Below are 22,447 nucleotides of genomic sequence, written 5' to 3'. Positions count from 1 at the left end.
TAACTCGCCCCACGCGTCACACCTGATGCCTCGCCGCCATTCACCCTGTGGATAACCTGCGGTATTGTCGAATACGACAGCGAGTAAAGGAGCCCACATGACTGATCCCACGAAAATTGTTCGCCCCAACCACCCCGGCCGTAAGTCCGTCCCGCGCCAGGCGCAGGAGTTGCCGCCGCTGCCGGTGACAAGGGCGCGCATTGGCAAGCAGCCGGCGACGGAGATTTTTCAGGACATGGGCGAATCCATGGTGGAGGACCTGCAGGACATTCGGCGCGATTTGCACCGCCACCCGGAAATCGGGCTGCACCTGCCGCGCACCCAGAAAAAGGTCCTTGAAGCACTCGAGGGCCTGCCGCTGGAGATTCATGTGGGGCAGGACCTCAGCTCCGTAGTGGCGGTGCTGCGCGGCGGCAAGCGCGGCGAGCGGCCGGTTTCGGTGCTGCTGCGCGCGGACATGGACGCCCTGGAGGTGCATGAGCAGACCGGCAGCCCCTTTGCGTCGATCAATGAATACATGCACGCCTGTGGCCACGACCTGCATACCGCGGGGCTGATTGGGGCGGCGCGCATGCTGTGCGAGCACCGCGAGGAGTTGCATGGCGATGTCACCTTTATGTTCCAGCCCGGCGAGGAAGGCCCCGGCGGCGCGCAGCTGATGATCGAGGAGGGCGTGCTCGATGCCGCTGGCCGACGCCCAATCGCCGCCTACGGCCTGCACGTCGGCCCGCAGGATCGGGGCACGTTCCACTATGTTCCCGGGCCGATGATGGCAAGCTCGTCCAACCTAACCATTACGGTGCTGGGCAAGGGCGGGCACGGGTCCCGCCCGCACGATGCCATCGATCCCGTCGCGGCGCTGGCGGAAATCCAGATGGCGCTGCAGACCGCGCTCACGCGCCGCTTCGACGCGCTGGAGCCCATCGTGATCACCGTGACCAACCTATGGGCGGGCAATGGTGCGTATAACGCCATTCCGGATCGCGCGGCGCTGGGGGCGACGGTGCGCGTGCTTCGCGACGAAAAGATCGACGCCGTCCGCCAAATGATTACCGAGGTCTCCAGCTCGGTGGCCGCCTCGCACCGGTGCACCGCGCAGGTGGATTTCGAGGTGTTGTATCCCACGACGAAGACAAACCCGCGGGAGAATCAATTCGCCGCTACGCTGTGGGGGCAGATGTTTGGCGCGGAAAACATGCAGCCTTTCGAGGCCCCGATGATGGCCTCCGAGGACTTCGGCTATGTCCTTTCGCAGGTGCCGGGCACGTTTATGTGGATGGGTACGGCCAACCCTTCGACACCCGAAAACCAGCGCGAGTGGAACCACTCGCCGATGATGCGTTTCGACGACTCCGTGCTCGGTATGCAGGCGGCAGCGCTCGCCGCCGTGGCTTTCGAGCGCCTAGCCACCGAAAACGAGCACCCTTCCGCGCAGACCAAGGCCATGCGCGAGGCCGCCGGCGTGCAGAAGTAATTCATCCCTGTGAACTGCGCGTGCGCCAGAGTAGTGGGCAGGTCGCTGGAGGTGCCGTGCTCGGCGGCTAAGGCCGTCGGATAAAGGCAGAGGCAAGGCCGATGAGCGCGATGGCGCCGACAATGACCGAGGCCACCGGCCAGTATTGCGGGAAGTACTTGAGTGTATAGCCAAAGACCTGACCGTCATCGAAGTGCCGTGCCAAAGCGAAAGGCATCCACCACAGCTTGCTCACCGTGAGCACCGCGCCCGGTACACCAGCGATGACCCGCCCGCGCCCGCGCAGGAATAAGCTGGCGGCGACGAGCGCGATGCCGGCGATGGTGAGCGCGAAGAGCAGGGGAGTGTTGGTGCTAAGCGGCGAGCCGCGCAATAAGAATTCGTGGTCAATCTCGTGTTGCTCGATGAGGGTGTAGCCATCGAGGACAACCTCGCTGGGAAGACCCATTACTTCTCCTCCTCTGGGTCGTAGCCGTCGGACCATTCGCCGGTTTCGAAGTCGTAGTCGACGTTTCGACCTTCTTCGTCCGTGCGCTGGTACCACTCGGTGTAGCGGTCCGCGGCGGAATCGAAGTCATGGCCGGCCCCGCGGTCGTCTTCGGCGTGCTGGACGGAGAACTCGAACTCATCGCCATGCTCCGCGATGCCGCGCATGACCGCATTGTCCATCGCCGAACGGGCATAGGTGCGGCGGATAAACATTGGATCAGAGCGCAGATCCTTGATGAACGCCACCATCATAGTTAGCAGCACGAGGCAGAAGGGCAGGGCGGCCAGGATGGTGAGGTTTTGCAGGCCGGTGAGCACGTCTTCGCCACCGGTCAGCAGCATGACGATGGCGATGCCCATCATGCACAGGCCCCAAAAGATGACGATGAGCTTATTGGGGGTTGGGTCGCCCTTGGAGGACATGGTGCCCATGACCACAGAGGCAGAGTCAGCCGAGGTGACAAAGAAGACCGCGAGGATAACCAAAAGGATAAACGGGGTGATGGTGCCGAGGGGGAGATCTTGGAACATCGAAAAGAGCACCTGCTCATTGGAGGATTCACCGTCGAAACCCGCTACGCCATCCTGATTGAAGGAAATGGCGGTGCCACCAAAGATGGTAAAAGCCAGCGCCAAAATGGCGGTGGGCGCGAAGATGGTGACGGCGGCGAATTCGCGGATGGTGCGGCCGCGGGAGATGCGGGCGACGAACATGCCCACAAACGGCGTCCATGCAATCCACCAGGCCCAGTAGAACGCCGTCCAGTAGGACTGGAATTCAATGGTTTCATCGCCCCACGACAGCCCCTTGGCCATCATGGGCAGGAATTGATCGATATAGACCACGATGCCCGAAGGAATGAGGTTTAGCAGCAATAGGGTGGGCCCGACCAAGAAGACGAAGGCAATTAGCCCCAAGGTCAAGGTGATATTGAAGTTGGACAGGTAGCGCACGCCGCGCGCGACGCCAGAGACTGCGGAGACGATAAACGCGCAGCCCAAAACGGCGATGACGATGATGAGCGCGGAATTGGTCATGGGGCCTGCGCCGCGAATGATGCTGACACCTTCGCCGATTTGAATCGCAGAAAGCCCCAGGGTAGCGGCGGTGCCGAAGAGGGTGGCGATAAGCGCCATGACATCGATAAGCTTGCCCAGCGGACCATCCGTGGCGCGGGAGCCGAAGAGCGGCTGGAAGATGGAAGAGATGAGGGGAACGCGCCCGCGCCGGTAGGAGGAATAGGCAATCGCCGCGCCAACCAAAGCATAGGCCGCCCACGGGGAAATGCCCCAGTGGAAGTGCGATTGGGCCATGGCTTGGTGCAATGCCTCGACGGAGCTGCCGTTATCCACGGTGTGCGGGGGAGGGCTGAGGTAGTGCGATAGCGGCTCGGAGGGCCCATAGAAGAAGATCCCGACGCCGATGCCGGCACCAAACATCATCGCTACCCAGCTAAAGTAGCTGAATTCGGGCTTTTCTGTATCCGTGCCGAGCTTGATGCGGCCGAGGCGGGAGAACCCGATATAGGCCATGGTCACGGTGGCCAGCAGCATGGTGATGTTCAGCAGCCATCCGGTATTGGTAATGGCCCAGTTAAAGGCGGTGGAGGAGGCGGCGGCCAGGTTATCGGGCATGGTAATGCCCCAAATGATGAAGGCTACGATGAGGACGGCGGTGATGGAAAATAGCGATTTATCCAGGCCGAAGCGGTTGCGTTGGTCCTCAACGCTGATGCCGGGCACCAGCCCGGGGTGCATATTGTGCGGGTAGAGCCCGACGGCGCTGCCCTTATCGTGCGGTTCGAGGGAGCGCTTATAGGCGCGGGAGGAAGAAGTCACGGTGTCCTTAGCTCGGCGGGAGTCGTGGCTTCAATTGTTCAGCACCGCAGCGCATTCCACAAGCTAGCGCGGTTGGGCATGCGCGGCGTGAATCTGCTTGACGATGCCATCTAGCTCCTCCCTGCTCGCCATCCTGAACGGGTGCGTGGAGCAATAATCGAGCAGGAAATAGCCCGCGTGCTGGATGGCGATGTGCCGTTGCCACAATTCGCGAGCGGTGGCGGGGTTATCGGCGGCGAGGGATTGGATGGCGCGGCGCTCGGATAACAACTCGTATTGCAGGTCGCGGCGGCTGGCTAGGACCTCTTCGGGGGTATTGATAAACAGCAACCCGAGCAGGGTGGACATGGATTCCATGGCGCGGGTTTGCAAGCGGTGCTGGTTGCGGACGGGCGCGGAGCGCTGCCAGAACCACAGCACGATGGTGGCCACGATGATGGAGATGAGGACCTCGCTGATGCGCGCCTGGATGGTGGGCCAGAGGGGGCGCTGCGCGGAATTGCCCATGAGCAGTGCGAGCGGGGTGGAGAAGATGACGCAGATGGCGTAGTTCTTGGCCACGAAAATCTCTGCGCAGAATTGGCAGGCGGCGAGGGCTAAGAGCAAGCTCCACCCGGATACGCCGAAGTAGTGGAAGATAGAAAACAGCATGACGCCGACGATGGATCCGAGCATGCGGTGGATGCCGCGGACGGTGCCGGCGACGTGGTCCGGTCCCCACTGCAGCATGAGGAAGGCGGAGACCACGCCCCAGTCCGGGCGGTCAAAGCCTAAAGACAGGCTGACCACCGTTGTGATGGCGGCGGAGACCACGATCTTTTGCGTGGTCACCATGGCATGCGAATCCCGCACCGCGGCGCGGTAGATGCGGTAGCGGCCGGTGGGGTGGGTGTGCGGGATGGCGGTGCGGTGCGGATCCACATCGGTAGCGTGATCGGTGAGCAGGTCCGAAGAGGATCCCAGATCCAGCGCGCGGTTATGCGCGACGATGCGCCCTTGGGCCTGCAAGGTGCGATCCACCAAGCCCGCGGCGGCGGTATTGATGATGCGGCCGCCGCGGATGATGCCGGCATCGGCAAGCGCTTGCCAGGCCGTCGACAACGCCGTCTGGGCCTGGTGGTGGCGGGCGAGGGAATCATCTTCACCGGAGACAAACGCGGCGGTGGCCTTTTCCAAGGCTGCGACGGCGCGGCGTTCGGGGCCGTGCACATCAATGAGCGCGGGCGCCATGCCCAAAAGCAGGCTGGCCAGCACGCCGGTCAGGGACCAGAGGAACAGCTGGCTAACACTGGTATCCGTCCGCGCCAACATCACCGAACCGCCGCCGACCAAGACGAGGAAGAAGGCGCCCGGCGGCGGCAGGCGCAGCGCGTTCTGGGTGAAGCCACAAAGCGCGGCGAGCAGGAGGGAATAAAGACCGGCGAGCAGCAGCCACCAGTGCCCGTGCCCGGGGACGAAAATGAGGTGGCCGACCAGCACGCCCACGGTCGCCACGGTGGTCAGGGCTAAGCCAGCGGTGAGGATGACGCGGGGCCGGGTGCGAAAGGGATGGCCTTCGCCGAAAATCACGGCGAAGGCGCCGGTGGCCAGCAGCAGGATGGCGTAGTCGTGGCCGGTGAGCAGGGCGAAGGTGCCGGGAATCAGCAGTGCCAGGGCCGCGCGCAGGGCACCGGGCCAGCGCACGGAGGCGGTATTAAAGGCGGTCAGCAACTGGGTGGTGCTGGGGCGTTGCGGGATAGGGTGGTCGATGCTCACGAGCCTGTGGGACTCCTTTCGCTAAAAACGTCTACCGCAACCACCTTACGCCGTGGGAATTTATTGCCCTGCGGCGGCGATGAGCCGGCGGGTGTAGTCGCTCTCGGGCTTCGACCACACGCGCTCGGTGGGACCGTGTTCGACCAGTTCGCCGCGGTTGAGCACGGCGACCCTATCGCAGAGCCCGCGCACCACGGAGAGATCGTGGGTGACAAATAGCAGGGTCAGCCCGCGATCCTCAATGAGGCGGGCGAGCAATTCCAGCACCTGGGCTTGCACGGACATATCGAGGGCGGAGACGGCTTCATCGGCAAGTAGAATATCCGGTTCGCCGCACAGCGCGCGGGCGATGGAGATGCGTTGGCGTTGCCCGCCGGAAAACTCGTGGGGATAGCGGTCGAGCGCTTTGCCGGAAATTCCCACTTCTTCCAGTGCGGCGGCGGCGCGCTCGCGCTGCTCGGCCTTGGATAGGCGCCCGGGCATGGCCTCGGCGATGGATTTCCAGATCTTCAGCCGCGGGTTCAGTGAACCTTGCGGGTCTTGGAAAACCATCTGCACGCGCCCGTCCACGGTGCTGGTTCCAGAGGTCGGGGCATCCAGGCCCGCCACAATCTTCAGCAGGCTGGTCTTGCCGGAACCGGAGCCACCGACAATGCCGAGCCGCTCGCCGCGGCGCACGCGGAGATCGATCCCCGCCAGCGCGGCCTGGGAGCCATGCTGCTTGCCGATGCCCTCCAATACCACCACATCCTTCCCCTCGCCCGCCGGGGTGAGGGCGAAGTCGGGCGGCTGCGAGGCCGAGACCAGCTCTTGGGTATAAGCGTGGCGGGGCTTAGTAAGCACGCGCTCGGTGCGGCCTTCTTCCACGATGTAGCCATCGCGCATGACCAACACCCGCGGGCACATGCGCTGGATGACATTGAGGTCGTGGGTGATAAAAAGCAGTGCGGTGCCGCGTTGTTCGGTAACGCGCTCGATGACGCGGAGGACACCGTCCTGCGTGGTGGCATCGAGGGCGGTGGTGGGCTCGTCGCAGATGAGCACGTCGGGGCTGCCCGCCATGGCCATGGCTAAGAGGACGCGCTGGCGCTGCCCGCCGGATAGCTGGTGGGGAAAGCGCGAGGCGAGGTCGGCGTCGAGGTCGACTTCCTCTAGGGCCGCGGCGGTATCGTGTGCGCCGGCGTGGGTGAGCTGGGCACTAATGCGCATTAAGGGATCCAGCGCGCTCATGGGCTCTTGAAAGACCATGGCCATGGTCTTGCCGCGCAGCGGGCGGATAGCGGAATCCCGCGCGCCGATGATCTGGTGATCGGCCACTGTGACCTCGCCGGTGGCGGAAATGCCCGTGGACAGCAAGCCCATGATGGACAGCGCGGTCAGTGATTTACCAGAGCCGGATTCGCCGATGATGCCGAGCTTTTCGCCCGCCTCGAGCTCGAAGTTAAGAGGCCCGACGAGGGAGGATTCGGAGGCACTGAGGCTGAGATCGCGCACGCTTAAAAGGCTCATCGCGTGGCTCCTTTCATGCGGGGGTCGAGGGCATCACGGAGGGCATCGCCAAGCAGGTTAAAGCCCAAGACCGTGGCGGCGATGGCAAGGCCTGGCCAGAGGGCCTGGAGGGGATCGGTGCTCAGCAGCGATTGGGAGTCCTGCAGCATGCGGCCCCACGAGGCGGCCGGGGGAGGCGTCCCCAAACCGAGGTAGGACAGGCCCGCCTCTGCGAGGATGGCGAGGGCAAAATACACCGACGCCTGGACGATGATAAGGCCCGCGATATTCGGGAGGACATGGCGCACCGCCACCTTCCATCCCGGCACGGCGGAGATGCGGGCGGAGGCGATATAGTCCTGCGTGACCACCTGCAGCGTGCCTGAACGCGCCACGCGGGCAAAGGACGGGATGCCGGAAATACCGATGGCAATCATGGCCGTAAGCGTCGATGGGCCCCAGACCGCGCCGGCGATAATGGCTAGCAAAAGCGCCGGGAAGGCGATTACGACGTCGGCGCCGCGCATGACCAGCGCTTCTACCCAGGTGCCGCGGCGCATGCCCGCGAGGATCCCCAGCGGGATGCCGATAAGCCCTGCGATGCCGACGGCGATAAGCCCCACGAAGACCGTGATTTTCGCGCCCGCCATGATGCGCGAGGCGGTATCGCGCCCGAAGCGGTCCGTGCCCAAGAGATGATCTGCGGTGGGGCCGGACAGGCGGCTGCCCGGTTGCGCGAGGGTGGGATCGTACGGCGTCCACACCAGCGATACGAGGGCGACTACTACGACCGCGCCGACGAGCACGGCGCCTAGCCAACCAGAAAAACGCATTTTCATCGTGCGTCACCTGCCTTGATTCGGGGATCGATGAGGCGGTAGGCGACATCGGTAAGCATGTTTACTGCCAGCGCGAAGGTGACCAGCAGCATGACAAGCGTCTGCACCGTGGTCAGATCGCGCACGGAGACTGCATCGAGCAGCATGGAACCTACGCCGGGGATGACGAAGACGGATTCAATGACCACGGCGCCTACCACCATCGAGGTCAATTGCAGGCCAGAAACAGTCAGTACCGGCAGCGCGGCATTGCGCAGCCCGTGGCGGTGCAGGGCCTCCCGCGGGGAATCGCCCAGGGCGCGCGCGGTACGGATATAGTCTTGGTCCATAACGTCGAGCACCGAGGAGCGCATATAGCGCGTGAGCATCGCACCCTGGACCAGGGCCAAGGCGATGACCGGCAGGATGAGGTGGCGCAGGAAATCGCCTACGCCGCGGTTAGGTGGCACCCAACCATTGGCCGGCAGCCAGCCCAGGTGGACCGCGAAGATGGCCACTAAGATGATGCCGACCAAGAAGCTTGGTACGGCGATGCCCAGCTGCGTTCCCGCAGAGACCAAGCCGGCAACCCGCGAATTGCGGTTGTGCGCCAACCACATACCGATGGGAATCGCGCAGGCCAGCGCCAAGGCCATGGCCAGGCCGATGAGGATGAGCGTGACCTGCAGGCGGTCAAGGACGAGCGGGGTGATGTCCTGCTGCGAGGACAGCGACTTGCCGAAATCGCCGGTGGCCAGGCCCTTTACCCACTCGACATACTGTGCGAGCAGCGGCCGGTCCAGGCCGAGTTCCGCGCTGAGCTCGGCGATGGCATCATCAGTGGCATTAACCCCCAACGCGACGCGCGCCGGGTTGCCGGGCACGGCGCGCATGAGCGCGAAAATGATGAGGGAGGCGAGAAAAAGCGTGAGCACAAAGCGCAGCAGCGGCCGGATTAAGGCCTGGGCTCGAGAGGTACTCATTGGTCCTCCTTGTCGTCGGTGAGATCGCGCAAGACTATCGCGTCGGTGACCTGATCTGTGTGCAAGCCGCTAATGCCGTGGCGCGTTAAAACGACATTCGGCATATTCATCACGGTCAGCGCGCCGGCATCGGCCATGATTTGGTCCACCACCTGCGTCATGCGGCGGGGATAGTCTTCAGGCGCTGCGGTATCGGCCTTATCGAGCAGCTCGCGCGTGCGGGCGGAATCGTAATTCAGGTAGTAATCCGGGTTGCCAAAAAGCGCCGGAATATCGCGGGCCTCCACGTGGGAGATAATCGACATCTGGTAGTCCTTGGCGCCGTGAACCTGGCCCAGCCACACGGCGGGGAACTCGGCGGTTTCGAGGGTGACATCAAAACCGACATCGGAAAGCTGCGAGTACAGCAGCTCGGAAATGGCCTGGGCGTAGTAGAGCGTGGGCACGGTGATGGTGAGTGGGGTGCCCTCGGCGCCGGCATCGGCAAGCAGCGAGCGGGCTTTATCCGGGTTGAAGTCGTAATAGTTCTTGCCCTCGAACCAAGGATCGGTGGGCGGCATGGGCGCGCCGCCGGTATCGGTGGCCATGCCGGACCACACGATGTCATTGGCCGCCTCGCGGTCGACGGCGTAGGCCACGGCCTGCCGCACGCGCGGATCGTCGAAGGGGGCGCGGTCATTATTCATCGATAACAGGACCTCACCATTGGTGGTGCCTACGTTGGTATCGATGGAATCATCCAGGGAATCGAGGATTTCGGGATTACCCACGCCCCAGACGACGTCCACTCCGCCCGAACGCAGCGCGGTGACCGAGGAAATGGCATCGGGGAAGTAGCGCACCGTGACATCGTGCTCAGACGGTGTGCCCCAGTAATCATCGCGCTTGTGCAAGGAGACGAATTCTGCGGGGGAAAATCCCGCCACCTCGTAGGGGCCGGTGCCGATAGGCTTCGCTGCGAGGTCATCCATGCCCTTAGGTGACATCATTGCGCCGATGGTGGTGCCCATGGACCACAGCCAGCCATTGGAGGGCTTTTCTAGGCGCACCTTGAGGGTGTGGTCATCTACTGCGGTGGCGCTTTCGACCGGGTCCATGGCAGCGGAAATGCCGTTGGCCCAGTCATTTTTTACGTAATTAATGGAAAAGGCTGCGGTCTGCGCGGTAAAGGGGTCGCCATTGGAAAAGGTCACGCCATCGCGCAGGTGGAAAGTATAGGTCTTCGCATCCTCACTGATGTCCCAGTCCTTGGCTAAGCCCGGGGTGATGGAGCCGTCTTCATCGATGCGCACCAAGGTTTCATAGACATTATCCATAAGCGCCGAGGGCGCGGCGGCCCCACCGGTAGTGGTGAAATCGAGCGAGGTGGCCCCAGAACTAGACGCCACCGTTAGGACGGCGTCGTCGCCGGTGGTATCTACCACCGCGGTATGGCCCGCTGAACAAGCTGTTACCGCGCCCAGCGCTGTCACCATCGCGAGACAGCCCAGCGCTGAGCGCGCGCGCAAAATTTTCATAAATGAAGAATAACGTGTGTGTTACTCAACACATAAACGCTCTAAAACCATTCGGGGGGAGGCATATATTGCCATTAATTAGGGCAATCTCAGCGGCTGTTGTGTGGCGAGCCTCGGTGGCACCGAGCGGCCAGCGTTGAGGCCGAGGGCGGCCCAACGCGGCGCTTTGTAGCGCAGTGAGGCGGGGTTTAGCGCGGGGTACCCGCTACGTTGGCTGGATCGAGCTGCCAGCCCTCAGCAAGCACGTGCATATTCTTGATGACGTTCTCGTGCGAGCTGGACTGCAGGGAAATCATAAGCTCGTCGGCCTTGGCGTGCTCTTGGAACTTCTCTAAGTATTCGGTGACTTCCTTGGTGGTACCCACCGCGGAGTAGCGCAGCATGTCCAGGATTTGCTGGCCCTGGTAGGACTCGATGATCTGCTCTACCTGCTGATCGGTCAGGTACTTGCCGCGGCCGGCGAAAGACTTCACGCGGTTGAAGCACACGCGCTCGTACTCGGCTTCTGCCTCTTGCATAGTATCGGCGGCTGTGACGTTTACCCCGGCGATGACGTAGGGCTTGGTAAACCGCTCGGAAGGCTGGAAGTTTTCCCGGTAGTAGGTGGTTGCTTCCTCGAGGTGCTGCGGGGCGAAGTGGGAGGCAAAGGCGTAGGGGAGGCCGAGCTTTGCCGCGAGCGAAGCGCCGAACATGGACGAGCCCAGAATATAGATAGGAACGTTCGTATTAGCTCCGGGAATCGCGCTAACTCCAGGGATATAGGCCTTGCCCTCGAGGTACGCATTGAGCTCTTTGACGTCTTCTGGAAAACGCTCGGCAGACTGCCCATCGCGGCGCAGCGCACGGCCCAAGGTATTCATGTCCGTGCCGGGGGCGCGGCCGACGCCCAAGTCGATGCGGTTCGGGTACATCTCTTCCAGGGTGCCGAATTGCTCGGCGATGACGTACGGCGAGTGGTTGGGCAGCATCACGCCGCCGGAGCCTAACCGGATGCGCTCCGTCTTGGCGCCGATGTGCGCGATGAGGACGGCGGGCGCGGAGGACATAATGGACTTCATATTGTGGTGCTCGGTGTACCACATGCGGGAATACCCCAGCTTTTCGGCTTCTTGGGCCAATTCCACCGACCGGTTAATGGATTGGGCAGGGGTTTCACCGTCATAGATGGTGCAAAAGTCCAATACGGAAAGCGGCGCCTGATCAGTCATGGGAAAATAATCCTTTTTCTCGCGGGGATAGTACCTATAGTGCAACGGTACGTGGGGCGGGGCTATTCCGTACTTTTTCGCGCGACCATGCGCATCCCGGCGTCCCTAGCTGAGTTGAAATCGCAGACAAAACCCCGCCGCGGAGCCCGAGGAATGCGGGCCCACGGCGGGGTGTGGAAGGAGAGAGCTTAGCTCTTTGGCGATGCCGCGGCATCGAGCGGCGAGTCAACGACGGCCTCGTCATCAGCATCGGCCGCCGCGGTCACGGAGTTGGAGTGCTTCTCCCCGGCCTTGGTGGAGATATCCACAATCAGGCCAATAACTGCCGCGATGACGGTCGGCACGATCCAGCCAAGATCCACCGCTTGGCCCGGCGACAGCGACAAGACGGGATCCAGGGCGGTGGTGCCCCAACCCTGCGCGGAAATGACGGTCAGGGCGGACCAGATGACCGATACCCACAGGGCCAGGCGGTAGGTCCAGTAGAACACGACGGACTTCTTTACCGCCGGCTGGATAAGCGTGAGCAGGATAAGGGAAATGGCCGGTGGGTACAGGAAGGTAATAAACGGCACCGCAATGGATAGCACGGTGTCGAGGCCTTGGAAGGCGAAGAGGATAGACATCGCGGTAAAGATGCAGGCCCACAGGTGGTAGGTCGTCTTCGGCACCAGCATCTCGAAGAACGCGGAGGTGGCGGTAATAAGGCCCACCGCGGTGGTCAGGCAAGCGAGGACGACGATGGCGGAGAAGAGGGCCTGGCCGAAGGTGCCCATGGTGAGATTGGCGGCCTCGGCAAGCAGCGGCGCACCTGAATCATAGGACTGGCCATCGGGCAAGGTCTGGCCTACCCAGGCAAGGCCCAGGTAGATGGCGGCAAGCAGGGCGCCGGCGACGAGCGCCGCGGTGATGGTGCCCTTCACCAGGGACTTTTGGGTCTTAAAGCCCTTAGAGCGCAGGGAACCCACGATGACGATGGAAAAGGCCAGGCCGGCGATGGCGTCCATGGTGTTATAGCCCTCGAAAAGGCCGGTGACCATGGGGGAAGAAACGTAATCTTCAGTGGGCATCTGGGGATCGCGCGGGTGATTCAGCGCGGCCAAGGTAATGAGGATGACCAGCAGCGCAACCAGGGCTGGGGTGAGGAATTTGCCCAGGGTATCGATGATGGAATTGGGCTTCCACGCCAGGCCGAGCGCGATGAGGAAGAAGATGGTATTGAATAAACCGCTAGCCAGGGTGCCTTCCCAGCCCAAAAGGGGAGTAATCGCCGTTTCCATGGAGACCGCGCCGGTGCGCGGGAGCGCGTAGAAAGCGCCGATGGACAGGTAGGCCATGGCGGAAAAGACGACGCCGAAGATAGCGCCGCCATTCGCGCCCAGGTCGCGCACGGAGCGGCCGGAAATGGCGACCGCGATGATGGCCAGGACGGGCAAGAGTACGCCGGCAGCGAGGAAGCCCAGCACCGCGGGCCAGAAGTTGGTACCGGCGGATACGCCCACCATGGGCGGGAAAATGAGGTTGCCGGCGCCGAAGAACATCGAAAAGAGCATGAGCGAAGCAATGACAACGGTGGCCTTGCTCTTGGGGGTGCCTGAGGCGGTGGTGGTAGCCATCCTGGCTCCTTAACATTGCGTACTAAAACCATCGGCCGCGCCGAGAGCCGTGGTGGCGGGGCGCGAACGAGAATGCGAATTCTGTAGCCCTATAGGGGCTATTCGTGTAATGAGATATTACTGCCCACCTGTTGAGAAATCAAAGCATGGTGAAAATGCAATAAAAGCCCCATCGCGCGTGCGATGGGGCGAGGAGAAAGGATGGCGGGGGAGCTAGTCGAGCTCGGCGAAGGCCTTTTCCATGCGGTCGAGTGCCTCGCCCAAGATCTCGCGGGAAGTGGCGAAGTTCAACCGCGCGTGGCCGGGGCCGCCGGTGCCGAAGGTATCGCCCTCGTTGAGGGCGACGCGGGCGTTTTCGCGCAGCCACTTGGCGGGCTGGGGATTGCCAGCGAGGGCGGTATCGGAAAAGTCTAGCCACAACAGGTAGGTGGCTTGGGGCTGCGAGGTCTTTAGCCCAGGGATGCGCTGCGGGAGTTCTTTCACCAACCAGTCGCGTGTCTCGCGCAGGTACTCGATTCCCTCGTCTAAGAAGCCCCCGCCGTGGCGGTAAGCGGCCTCGGCGGCAAGCACGCCCAAGGTGCCGGTCCCGTCTTTGGCTACGCCGGTCAGACCGTTCCACTTTTGGGCATCGGCGGCATTGGAAAAGATGATCTGCGCGCACTTGAGTCCCGCGGTATTAAAGGCCTTGGAAGTGGCGGTGACGGTGATGGTGCGCTGCGCTGCTTCCTCGCTTAGCGATGCCACCGGGATATGCTTTCCTTCATAAACCAGCGGGGCATGGATCTCATCGGCCAAGATGCGGGCATCGTATTTCTCCGCCAACTCCACCAGCCCGCGGAGGTAGTCCTCCGACAAGACGTGGCCGTGCGGGTTATACGGATTGGCCAAGAGAATAGAACCGGCGCCGTCCTTGAAGGCCTGCTCGATTTCCTCTAGCTCGAGGCTAGTTTCTATCTTTTCGCGCCCAGCCGTGCGGGGGAGCTCTAGCAGCGGTGGGTAGGAGGGCACGGGCACGATGACGGGGGAATCATTGCGGGTGAAGTACTGCACGCCGAGCAAGAGGCCGCGGACGACATCGCCTATCCAGAAGATGTGATCGGCATTGGGGCGCCAGTCGTAGCGTTCCGCATAGAAATCGGCGACTGCCTCGCGCAGCCCCGAGGCCTTGGGGGAGGGGGTATAGCCGAAGGTTTCATTATCCACCATCTCCTGCAGCGCCTTTTTGACGGCGGGGGCGGTGGGAAAATCGGACTCCGCGATCCACAGCGGGAGGACGTCCTCATCAAAGACGGTCCACTTGCGGGTTCCGCGGGCTTGCAACTCTTCTAGGCTAGGAAACTGCATGCACACAAGCTTAACGCTTTAAGCGCAGCAGTCCCAGTGGATTTATTCACTTTCTTCGCCGTGCTCGCTGCGGGAATTGGTCCCGGTGACAAAGCCGTACTTTTTCAGCCGGCGGCGGTCCGCGGCGGAGCTGGATTGGGTGAGCTTGAGCAGCTCGGCATAAATACCACCGGATTGCGCGAGCTCGGCAGGCGAGCCCATTTCATCAATTCGCCCTGCCTCTAGGGTGATGATGGTATCGACATCCGCGATGGTGGATAGGCGGTGCGCGATAATAAGCGTGGTCCGGTCCTTCATCAGCTCGTCTAGGCCAGCCTGGACCGCGCGCTCGGCCTTGGTATCCAGCGCGGAGGTGGCCTCATCGAGCACCAGGATGGGCGCATCCTTTAACATGGCGCGCGCGACGGACACGCGCTGCTTCTGCCCACCGGAAAGCTTCAACCCGCGCTCGCCGATGACCGTGTCATAACCATCCGGGAAGGCCTCAATGAAGTCATGGGCATTGGCGCGCTTGGCCACATCCACGATTTCTTCCTCAGTAGCCCCCGGCTTGCCATAGGCAATATTGTCGCGGATGGTGCCCGAAAAGAGGTAGGACTCTTGGAAGACCACGCCGACGGACGCGCGCAGGCGTGAAGCGGTGAGGTCATCGACGCGGTGGCCCAGCACGTCGAGGTGGCCAGCCGAGGGGTGATACAGGCCCAGCAGCAGGTTGACCAGGGTGGATTTACCGCCGCCCGATTCACCCACGAGCGCGACCTTCTGGCCCTCGTGCGCGCTAAAGGAGATATTTGTAACGACGGGTTTTCCTTCTTCATAAGCGAAGGAAACATCATCAAAGGCAAAGACCGGCGCGCCGGGCGTGGGCTCCAATGGGGTAATAGGGGTGAGGTTCAGATCGGGGGTGCCGGAGTCTGTGATGGCGGCGACCAGCTCGCGCGAGGCGGTGGGCTCCAGGTCTTCTTCCATGACCTTGAAGTAGTCGCGTGAGCCGGCGATAGCGCGCTGGGCCGTATCGATCATCCAGCTCATCATGAAGACGGGTTGCTTGGCCATGGTGACCATCTGCAAGAGCATGACCATATCGCCGATGGAGAAGTGGCCTTCAAGGGTGCGCCAAAAGATGACCGCATAGATGCCTAAAAAGATTACGGCCATGGCGATGCCGCGGAAGGTATCCATCATGTGCCACCAGCGGGACTGCGGCCGCGTGGTATCGACTACGGTGCCATAGCGCTGGGCAAAGTGGTCCAACTCGCGGGATTCGGCGACGAAGGACTTGGTGACCTTGACCTGGCCTATGACCTCGGCGAAGCGGCCATTGGCTTGGTCGATGTTTTCGTTTTTAATGGCTTCAAATTTTTGCCAGCGCTTCGAGGTCAGCGCGGTCAGCCACATATAAATGGGGAAAAGCAGCGCCAATAAGATGGTCAGCGGCCAGTAGTACCAGGCGGTAATGGCCAATACCGCGATGGTCTGAATGATCATCGTGAAGAAATTATTGGCAAAGGACTGGATAAACTGCGTGATATTCGCGATGGAGCGATCCAGTCGGGCGATGATCGTGCCGGTGACCTGATTATCGTAATAGCCCTGCGGCAGCGCCAAGAGCTTGGCAAAGTAGCGGTTGGATAAAATCTGGCGCAGGCGCGAGACCATGACATCGCCGATGTAGCTGCCGATATTGCGGAATAGGGCATTGGCGGCATCAGCCAGGAAGAGGGCGAGGGCTAGGAAAAGGACGGAACGAAGGGCATCGCCAAGCGGCTCGCTTGTTTGGAGGGCCTCAACGATGATGTCGGTGGCTTCCCTGGTGAAAAAGGGTGAAATCAACGCAAGGACGGCGGTGACCGTCGCTGCGAGCAACACGCCGAGATAATAGGGCCACAGGGCAGAAGCGCTGCGGGTAATGCGTACGAGGGATTTCATGGAGGGATGCTCAATTCAAAGACGCGTAGGGAAGTAGAGTACCTAAAAGAGACAGTCCAGTATGCCACACGCCACGGCGCGCAGCCCAGATGCATACCTTGGGCGGGCTTTCGGCTAAGGTATCTGTGCAGAAATAAAGTTATCTTCGCGTGCAAAGGATCCATCCACGGTGAAAATTTCTCACACTTTAGGCGCAGGCGTGGTCAGCCTTCTCGCCGTGACCCTGGCCGGATGCAGCATTCTCCAGCCGGAAGAGACCGGGCTGGGGGACAATATCACCGTCTCCAGCTCAGAAGAAGCGCCTTATCAAGCGGAAGACACCGACGATAAGGAAGTCACTTCCAACCTAGCGAGCCCGGTCAAAGATGCCGGCCTCGGTGTCAGCTGGGAGCTGCAAGGAGTGTATACGGACAATAATTCCGGCGGCTCCGTGGTAACCATTTTGCTCAAGAACGAAAACGAAATGGCCCTGCCCACCGATGCCTTCGATGACCCCGTCCTTGAGCGCGCCGACGGGAATGGCGGCTGGTCTAAGGTAAAAGCCCTGCCGTATGACGAGAACTCCGCGCCTGACGTGGAACCCCCGGGCCTCGATCACCCGCTGGGCGCGGGCGCCGCGGTCAACCTCCAATACCGTTACGATGTCGCGCCGGGTAACCTCTGGAATGCCCGCCTGCACATTGGAAACGTCACGTGGGTGGGGGATCTGAACCTATGACGGAACGGGTAGTCCTGGCGGGTGCTGATGGAAAAGCCATTGGTACTGCGCTCAAATCCGAGGTGCATACCACCGACACCGCCTTGCACTTTGCCTTTTCCGCGTGGGTTACCTGCCACGGAAAGGTGCTCATCACCCGCCGGGCGCTGGGCAAGCAAACCTGGCCCGGCGTGTGGACCAATTCCTTCTGCGGGCATCCTGGTCCGGGGGAGGCGACTGCCGATGCCGTTACTCGCCGCGCCGAATTCGAGCTAGGCATTCCCGCGGATGCGTTATCCAACTTGCGCGTGGTGCTGCCCACCTTTTCCTACCGTGCGGTGGATTCTTCCGGCTTGGTGGAAAACGAAATCTGCCCCGTCTACTGCGTAGAGCTCGACTCCCAAGCGCAGTGGCAGCCGAACCCGGACGAGGTCGACTCCTGGGAATGGGTCGAGCCCGCCCGGCTTATCGCCGCGGCCGATGCCGTGCCGGCGGTATTTAGCCCGTGGATGTGCGAGGAACTGGCGGAAGCCGAATTGCGCGCGGCGCTTCAGTCTTTGGCGCAGTAGCAGTTAGTCTTCCTCATAAAACGCCGCCGCCACGTAATCAAGGGTGGCATAGGCGATGCGCCTATCCCCGGTATCCAAATCAAATTCGAGCACGCGGTGGTCGCTGCCATAGTTGGGGAAGCCCGGCTCGCCGGTGGTGGCGAAGTGGCAGAGCCACTCGTTCAGCTCGCAGTCGGTGCCGAAGAGCGGGTAGAGCTCATCGCAGTGCAGCGCTGGCTTAAGCTTCCTCGTAAACTCCATCATCCAGGTTGGCCCCGGTGCGCCGGAGGCCACCTGCGCCGTCCAGCGGCGAACGAGGGAATCGCCGATCATCCGGCCCATCAGGCGGTCCGGGTCCACGTACTGCGCGAGCTGGCGCCATTGCGTGTAGCGGCCGTGCGGGAAGCCGAAGCGCTGGGACAGGTAGTTACAAATAAACTTGCCCAGGGCCATATTATCGATGCGCTTGCCGGCCGGGAGATCGTAAAACTCATCCCGGGTGGAGCTCACCACGATGGGGATATCCGCCAGTTCGGATGCCTGCATCGGCGCCGGGCCGAGGGCCAAGTCATAGCGGTGCTTCTTGCGGAACTTTTTATAGCCCTTTTCCAATGCCTCGGGCGAGAGCGATTCCAGGGCGCTGCGCTCAATAGGTACCGAGAGGTACCTGTGCAATCCCGCCACGCGGTGCTCAAAGGTATCGCGGGGGTAGGCGGGCGAGAGGGCGAGGACGCGCCGGAAAGCGCCGCGATAGTGATCGCGCCGGGCAAGCCACAGGCTAATCGCCGCGCCGGCGGATTGTCCTACCAGGGTGATATTCGTTTTATCCCCGCCAAAGGATTCGATATTGTCCTGTAGCCACTCCAACGCCAGCACGCAGTCATCGATGCCCCGGTAGCGGTCCGCTTCATCGTCGGCAAAGCGGGCGAAACCAGCCAGGCCCACGCGGTAGCCCACCCGGACTTGGATGATGCCCTTGCGGGCCGTTACCGTGCCTGGCACCCGCTCGTCCTCATGCGAGCCGCCTTCAAAACTTCCCCCGTGGATATAGACCACCACGGGGCAATCCGTCGCGTTTTCCGGGGCAGTAATACTGAGCGCTACCTCATCCGGTTGCGGTGTGCGCGCATCTTGGTCGAGGGGCTCATCCAGCGGCCGCGCCGTGGAAAAGCGGCTAGGGATTTCGCAAAAGCGCAGCGAATGAAAGTAGGAGAGGCCATCGCGGCTAAAGCCGGTGATGCGTCCAGATGGGGTGGCAATGGTAACGGGTATCTGTGCGCTCGACATACCTGCCAGATTACCGTGGGGCAGTAATATAAGGACCCATGGAGTGGTTGACTGACGTGAGCAGCGCATTTTCGCAGTTCTTGGTGCAGGCGCCCGTGTGGGTACAGATGATCATCGTGGTCATCATCGTGGTGCCCATCATGATTGGGCTGGCCTGGTGCCTGATGTGGGCCGTGGACCGCAGCGCCGTCCTAATTTCCCAGTTTCGCAATCGCGGCACTACAGTAAAAGACCATGGCTGAACAACATTCGGAGGGCGCGGGCGATAACGCAGCGAGCGGCGACGTGCCCAGCGCCAGCTCGGATAGGATCCAGCCGGTCGATCCCCGCGAAGGCCTGTGGGATCCAGAGCGCAAAAAGGATGAGCGCGCTGCAAACCCGCTGGTTGCTGGCACCTCTCAGCCCGTTCGCCGCAAGCGCTCTCTGCCTAAATCCCGGGTCTCGCTCACGCTGTGGTCCATGATTGCGTTAGTTCTCATCGTTGCGCTTATCGGCAGCCTGTGGCCCTAGGACAAACTGGTGGACTGCTCCAATAAATGGACCACTCTGGTGTTATAAGCCGTGAATAATTACAGCTTCGATCGTGGGTGAAACGCGTTGATACGCCAACCGGTTGGTACAGTAGGCACAGATTATTATTAGCTGTGCGAAAGGACATCGCGTGACCCTGCAACAAGTGCACACTCCGGCGGATTTTACCATTGAGCCGGGGGAGACCTGCCTCACCGCCCTGATGGATACCGCGAAGAAGCGCCCGCACGGCGTCATGTTTACCCGCCCAGCTAATTACGAGTGGGTCAATGTCACCGGTAAAGAGTTTATCGATGAGGTCTTTGAAGTAGCCCAAGGCTTAATCGCGCTAGGCGTCGAGCAGGGCGATCGCATCGCTCTGATTTCTGCTACCCGCTACGAATGGTCCCTGCTGGACTACGCCATCTGGGCCGCCGGTGCGGCATCGGTTCCGGTTTATCCTTCCTCGTCCGCCTCCCAGGTGCGCTGGATTATCGAGGACTCCGGCGCGGTGCTGGCGATTACCGAAACCCGCGAGCACTCCGAATTAGTTGAAAACCTGGTCCTACAAGACGATGGGGAACCGAATTTGAAGGGCTCGCCATCGCAGCTGCGGCGCGTTTTAGAGATTAATTCCTCTGCCATCGATACCTTGAAATTCGAAGGCCGCAGCGTTGGCACCGACGAGGTGTCTGCCCGCATCGCCGCCACCAATACCGATGATCTGGCCTCTTTGGTTTATACCTCCGGCACCACCGGCCGCCCGAAGGGCTGCATCCTGACGCACCGGAACTGGCTCTCGGAGGCTAGGGCGCTGACCACCAACCCCATCGGTGTCTTCGCCGTGCCGGGCAGCCATACGCTGACATTTTTGCCTTTGGCACATGTCTTTTCCCGCGCCGTATCGATTGCCGTGGCCATTCGCGGTGCCTCGCAGAACCACTGGTCCGATTTTTCCACCATCTCCATCGAGTTCGCCCGCTCTCGCCCCAACGTCATTTTGGGCGTGCCGCGCGTATTTGAAAAGGTTCGCAACTCCGCGGCCTCGAAGGCGGCGGATTCTGGCATCAAGAGCTTTCTTTTTGAACAGTCCGAAAAGATCGCCATCGAATACTCGAAGGCACTCGATACGCCGGACGGCCCAGACCGGCTGCTGAAAATTAAGCACAAGCTCTTTGACAAGCTGGTCTATTCCACCATTCGCCAGGGCGTAGGCGGCAATGTTCGGTACTGCATTACCGGCGGCTCCGCGATGGGCCACGATCTGTTGCACTGGTTCCGCGGCATCGGCGTGCCCATCTATGAGGGCTACGGCCTGACCGAGACCGCCGCGGCCGCTGCCGTGGACTACGTGGACCAATCCATTGGTACCGTCGGCCCGCCTCTCGGCGGGGTTACCCTCCGCATCAACGATGACGGCGAAGTCTGCATCAAGGGCGGCATGGTATTCGAAGGGTATTGGAATAACCCCGAGGCCACGGAGGAAGCCTTTGAGGACGGCTGGTACAACACCGGTGACTTGGGGGAAATCGACGATGATGGCAAGCTCACCATCACCGGGCGCAAGAAGGACCTGATTGTTACCGCGGGTGGCAAGAACGTCTCGCCTGGCCCGATGGAGGACATCCTGCGCGGCCACCCGCTGATTTCGCAGGCCATGGTCGTAGGCGATGGCAAGCCGTTCGTGGGAGCGCTTATCACCCTGGACCCGGACATCCTCAAGCGGTGGAAGCTGGACCACAATATCCCAGAAAACCGCTCTATGGACGATATCGCTACCGATGCCACCCTGCGCGCCGAAGTGCAAGACGCCGTCAACAAGGTCAACTCCACGGTGTCCCATGCGGAAGGCATTAAGAAGTTCTACATCCTAGAAAGCGACCTTACCGAGGATGAAAATGAGCTTACGCCAACGATGAAGGTCAAGCGCAACGTGGTGGCGCAACGCTACGCCAGCGCCATCGAGCACATTTACAAGCGCTAGAAAGGCGTGAAACGGGTACACCCGAGGATTTTATTCCTCGGGTGTTTTCCTTCTTGCAGGTCACCATGGGCGAAGCGCGAACCTGCCATAAACCTGTGAAACGCTTCGGAGTGTCGCACTCTCGCGGTAGACGATCTGGCATAGAGTCATGAGTCGTCGCCGAAAACCTCAACCTCTACTAGAGGTTAGAAAATGAAAACCGCGGAAGGAGTGGCTCGAAGCCTATGCAGAAGATCGCCGCCGAGCTGCGTCACCGCGAGCTCACCCAGGAGATTTACAATATCGGCGACGAAGTCGCGGAATACCTCGAGCACCTCATTGAAGCAATCGAGGATTGGGATGAGGAACTGTCCATGGATTGTTTGGCGGAACTCGGCGATATCGTCGACGACGCCCGCGTGGACTCGGGGCGCTGCGTGGGTGAGCTAATTGGGCTTCGCCAAGCGCTCGTGTCCGGCGTGCGTTCGGGAACCATTTCTGCCGCTCCCTCCGGCGCGAATGATGCGGAGGAGCCGGAGCAGCTCACCCCGCGCCTGTTGGATGAGCGCTATCCCATTGCCAAGCCCATCGTTGTGCATGAATTGGCAGAAGCGCTGCGCCAGCGCACACAGGCGGTAGCAGATTACCTGCGTGAGGTCGTGGAATACGTGCTGGAGCAAACGGATGCCGTCGCCCGCAACCTCGACATGGTCTCCCTACCGCACCTGTATAAGTGTACCGGGGAATCCGCGCTCATCGCCGTGCAGGCGTGGAAGCACACCGTGCTCGATACGCACCCGGCGTACGTGCGCTCCATGCGCGGGCATAACCCGCCGCAATTCCTAGAAGAACGCGCCCGCATTGCCGTGGTCGTAGAAAAAGTCCGCGCCAAGCGCGAGGCAGCCCGCCGGGCCACAACTGCATAGTTCCTTTAGACTTCCTTGCTTAAGGCAAGGGGAATTTAGCGGCCACCGAGATTCCC

General features: G+C 61.5%; 19 protein-coding genes. 7 read left to right on the top strand and 12 right to left on the bottom strand.

What is annotated here, in order from left to right; genetic code table 11:
* The first annotated feature begins 97 nt into the window (after positions 1-97).
* Positions 98-1,474 (top strand): M20 family metallopeptidase, encoded by a 1,377-nt coding sequence (locus tag ACLI1O_RS09020; RefSeq protein ID WP_239268660.1) that lies wholly within the window; start codon positions 98-100, stop codon positions 1,472-1,474.
* A gap of 67 nt (positions 1,475-1,541) precedes the next feature.
* Here the strand turns inward: ACLI1O_RS09020 and ACLI1O_RS09015 are convergent, their stop codons facing one another.
* The 11 genes from ACLI1O_RS09015 to ACLI1O_RS08965 form a co-directional block, all read right to left on the bottom strand.
* Positions 1,542-1,922 carry a hypothetical protein gene (locus tag ACLI1O_RS09015; protein WP_239268659.1) on the bottom strand — a complete coding sequence of 127 codons (381 nt, stop codon included), beginning with the start codon at positions 1,920-1,922 and terminating at the stop codon, positions 1,542-1,544.
* The gene (locus ACLI1O_RS09010) at positions 1,922-3,721 is read right to left on the bottom strand and encodes a BCCT family transporter (protein ID WP_239268771.1); all 1,800 of its coding nucleotides are present in this window, start codon (positions 3,719-3,721) and stop codon (positions 1,922-1,924) included. The genes ACLI1O_RS09015 and ACLI1O_RS09010 overlap by 1 nt, the downstream gene beginning before the upstream one ends.
* Positions 3,722-3,865: 144 nt before the next feature.
* On the bottom strand, positions 3,866-5,557 hold the full coding sequence (locus tag ACLI1O_RS09005) for an FUSC family protein (RefSeq protein WP_284771597.1): 1,692 nt from the start codon (positions 5,555-5,557) through the stop codon (positions 3,866-3,868).
* A gap of 60 nt (positions 5,558-5,617) precedes the next feature.
* Positions 5,618-7,066 carry an ATP-binding cassette domain-containing protein gene (locus ACLI1O_RS09000; protein ID WP_239268655.1) on the bottom strand — a complete coding sequence of 483 codons (1,449 nt, stop codon included), beginning with the start codon at positions 7,064-7,066 and terminating at the stop codon, positions 5,618-5,620.
* The gene (locus ACLI1O_RS08995) at positions 7,063-7,884 is read right to left on the bottom strand and encodes an ABC transporter permease (RefSeq protein WP_239268653.1); all 822 of its coding nucleotides are present in this window, start codon (positions 7,882-7,884) and stop codon (positions 7,063-7,065) included. The genes ACLI1O_RS09000 and ACLI1O_RS08995 overlap by 4 nt, the downstream gene beginning before the upstream one ends.
* Positions 7,881-8,846 (bottom strand): ABC transporter permease, encoded by a 966-nt coding sequence (locus tag ACLI1O_RS08990; RefSeq protein WP_023023469.1) that lies wholly within the window; start codon positions 8,844-8,846, stop codon positions 7,881-7,883. The genes ACLI1O_RS08995 and ACLI1O_RS08990 overlap by 4 nt, the downstream gene beginning before the upstream one ends.
* Positions 8,843-10,363: an ABC transporter substrate-binding protein gene (locus ACLI1O_RS08985; RefSeq protein WP_284849554.1), complete on the bottom strand. Its 1,521-nt coding sequence runs from the start codon at positions 10,361-10,363 to the stop codon at positions 8,843-8,845. Before ACLI1O_RS08985 ends, ACLI1O_RS08990 begins: the two co-directional genes overlap by 4 nt.
* 188 nt (positions 10,364-10,551) lie before the next feature.
* Positions 10,552-11,571, bottom strand: a complete 1,020-nt coding sequence (locus tag ACLI1O_RS08980; protein WP_239268649.1) for an LLM class flavin-dependent oxidoreductase — start codon at positions 11,569-11,571, stop codon at positions 10,552-10,554.
* A gap of 188 nt (positions 11,572-11,759) precedes the next feature.
* Complete coding sequence (gene brnQ, locus ACLI1O_RS08975) at positions 11,760-13,187, bottom strand: branched-chain amino acid transport system II carrier protein (RefSeq protein WP_284771595.1); 1,428 nt, start codon at positions 13,185-13,187, stop codon at positions 11,760-11,762.
* Between the two features lie 213 nt (positions 13,188-13,400).
* Complete coding sequence (locus tag ACLI1O_RS08970) at positions 13,401-14,531, bottom strand: MalY/PatB family protein (protein ID WP_239268645.1); 1,131 nt, start codon at positions 14,529-14,531, stop codon at positions 13,401-13,403.
* Between the two features lie 42 nt (positions 14,532-14,573).
* A complete protein-coding gene (locus ACLI1O_RS08965) occupies positions 14,574-16,460 on the bottom strand; it encodes an ABC transporter ATP-binding protein (protein WP_239268643.1) in 1,887 nt (628 codons plus the stop codon).
* A gap of 169 nt (positions 16,461-16,629) precedes the next feature.
* Here ACLI1O_RS08965 and ACLI1O_RS08960 point away from each other — a divergent pair, with 169 nt between their 5' ends.
* Positions 16,630-17,178 carry a hypothetical protein gene (locus ACLI1O_RS08960; protein ID WP_239268641.1) on the top strand — a complete coding sequence of 183 codons (549 nt, stop codon included), beginning with the start codon at positions 16,630-16,632 and terminating at the stop codon, positions 17,176-17,178.
* On the top strand, positions 17,175-17,726 hold the full coding sequence (gene idi / locus ACLI1O_RS08955; protein ID WP_239268639.1) for an isopentenyl-diphosphate Delta-isomerase: 552 nt from the start codon (positions 17,175-17,177) through the stop codon (positions 17,724-17,726). Before ACLI1O_RS08960 ends, idi begins: the two co-directional genes overlap by 4 nt.
* 3 nt (positions 17,727-17,729) lie before the next feature.
* Here idi and ACLI1O_RS08950 read toward each other — a convergent pair whose 3' ends face one another.
* On the bottom strand, positions 17,730-18,992 hold the full coding sequence (locus ACLI1O_RS08950; protein WP_239268638.1) for a carboxylesterase family protein: 1,263 nt from the start codon (positions 18,990-18,992) through the stop codon (positions 17,730-17,732).
* Between the two features lie 38 nt (positions 18,993-19,030).
* On the opposite strand from ACLI1O_RS08950, the gene ACLI1O_RS08945 reads away from it, so the two are divergent.
* The 4 genes from ACLI1O_RS08945 to ACLI1O_RS08930 all read left to right on the top strand — a co-directional run bounded on the left by ACLI1O_RS08945 (position 19,031) and on the right by ACLI1O_RS08930 (position 22,391).
* On the top strand, positions 19,031-19,234 hold the full coding sequence (locus ACLI1O_RS08945) for a hypothetical protein (protein WP_005278067.1): 204 nt from the start codon (positions 19,031-19,033) through the stop codon (positions 19,232-19,234).
* Positions 19,227-19,502, top strand: a complete 276-nt coding sequence (locus ACLI1O_RS08940; protein WP_239268636.1) for a hypothetical protein — start codon at positions 19,227-19,229, stop codon at positions 19,500-19,502. The genes ACLI1O_RS08945 and ACLI1O_RS08940 overlap by 8 nt, the downstream gene beginning before the upstream one ends.
* A 151-nt stretch (positions 19,503-19,653) precedes the next feature.
* Complete coding sequence (locus ACLI1O_RS08935) at positions 19,654-21,486, top strand: AMP-dependent synthetase/ligase (RefSeq protein ID WP_239268634.1); 1,833 nt, start codon at positions 19,654-19,656, stop codon at positions 21,484-21,486.
* A gap of 224 nt (positions 21,487-21,710) precedes the next feature.
* Positions 21,711-22,391, top strand: coding sequence for a hypothetical protein (locus ACLI1O_RS08930; RefSeq protein WP_239268632.1), 681 nt, complete (start codon positions 21,711-21,713; stop codon positions 22,389-22,391).
* Positions 22,392-22,447: the final 56 nt, after the last annotated feature.

Source organism: Corynebacterium sp. LaCa78 (assembly GCF_046717505.1).
In the GTDB taxonomy this organism is placed as follows: domain Bacteria; phylum Actinomycetota; class Actinomycetes; order Mycobacteriales; family Mycobacteriaceae; genus Corynebacterium.
The sequence above is the reverse complement of the archived record's forward strand: the minus strand, read 5'-3'. Positions and strand labels throughout refer to the sequence as shown.

Excerpts from the sequence above, each read along its gene's own strand:
- ACLI1O_RS08970 (WP_239268645.1), bottom strand. The coding sequence starts at position 14,531 with ATGCAGTTTCCTAGCCTAGAAGAGTTGCAAGCCCGCGGAACCCGCAAG.
- ACLI1O_RS08965 (WP_239268643.1), bottom strand. The coding sequence starts at position 16,460 with ATGAAATCCCTCGTACGCATTACCCGCAGCGCTTCTGCCCTGTGGCCC.
- ACLI1O_RS08995 (WP_239268653.1), bottom strand. The coding sequence starts at position 7,884 with ATGAAAATGCGTTTTTCTGGTTGGCTAGGCGCCGTGCTCGTCGGCGCG.
- ACLI1O_RS08945 (WP_005278067.1), top strand. The coding sequence starts at position 19,031 with ATGGAGTGGTTGACTGACGTGAGCAGCGCATTTTCGCAGTTCTTGGTG.
- ACLI1O_RS08980 (WP_239268649.1), bottom strand. The coding sequence starts at position 11,571 with ATGACTGATCAGGCGCCGCTTTCCGTATTGGACTTTTGCACCATCTAT.
- ACLI1O_RS08930 (WP_239268632.1), top strand. The coding sequence starts at position 21,711 with ATGCAGAAGATCGCCGCCGAGCTGCGTCACCGCGAGCTCACCCAGGAG.
- idi (WP_239268639.1), top strand. The coding sequence starts at position 17,175 with ATGACGGAACGGGTAGTCCTGGCGGGTGCTGATGGAAAAGCCATTGGT.
- ACLI1O_RS08950 (WP_239268638.1), bottom strand. The coding sequence starts at position 18,992 with ATGTCGAGCGCACAGATACCCGTTACCATTGCCACCCCATCTGGACGC.
- ACLI1O_RS08940 (WP_239268636.1), top strand. The coding sequence starts at position 19,227 with ATGGCTGAACAACATTCGGAGGGCGCGGGCGATAACGCAGCGAGCGGC.
- ACLI1O_RS09010 (WP_239268771.1), bottom strand. The coding sequence starts at position 3,721 with ATGCACCCCGGGCTGGTGCCCGGCATCAGCGTTGAGGACCAACGCAAC.
- ACLI1O_RS08985 (WP_284849554.1), bottom strand. The coding sequence starts at position 10,363 with ATGAAAATTTTGCGCGCGCGCTCAGCGCTGGGCTGTCTCGCGATGGTG.
- ACLI1O_RS08990 (WP_023023469.1), bottom strand. The coding sequence starts at position 8,846 with ATGAGTACCTCTCGAGCCCAGGCCTTAATCCGGCCGCTGCTGCGCTTT.
- brnQ (WP_284771595.1), bottom strand. The coding sequence starts at position 13,187 with ATGGCTACCACCACCGCCTCAGGCACCCCCAAGAGCAAGGCCACCGTT.
- ACLI1O_RS09000 (WP_239268655.1), bottom strand. The coding sequence starts at position 7,066 with ATGAGCCTTTTAAGCGTGCGCGATCTCAGCCTCAGTGCCTCCGAATCC.
- ACLI1O_RS09015 (WP_239268659.1), bottom strand. The coding sequence starts at position 1,922 with ATGGGTCTTCCCAGCGAGGTTGTCCTCGATGGCTACACCCTCATCGAG.
- ACLI1O_RS09020 (WP_239268660.1), top strand. The coding sequence starts at position 98 with ATGACTGATCCCACGAAAATTGTTCGCCCCAACCACCCCGGCCGTAAG.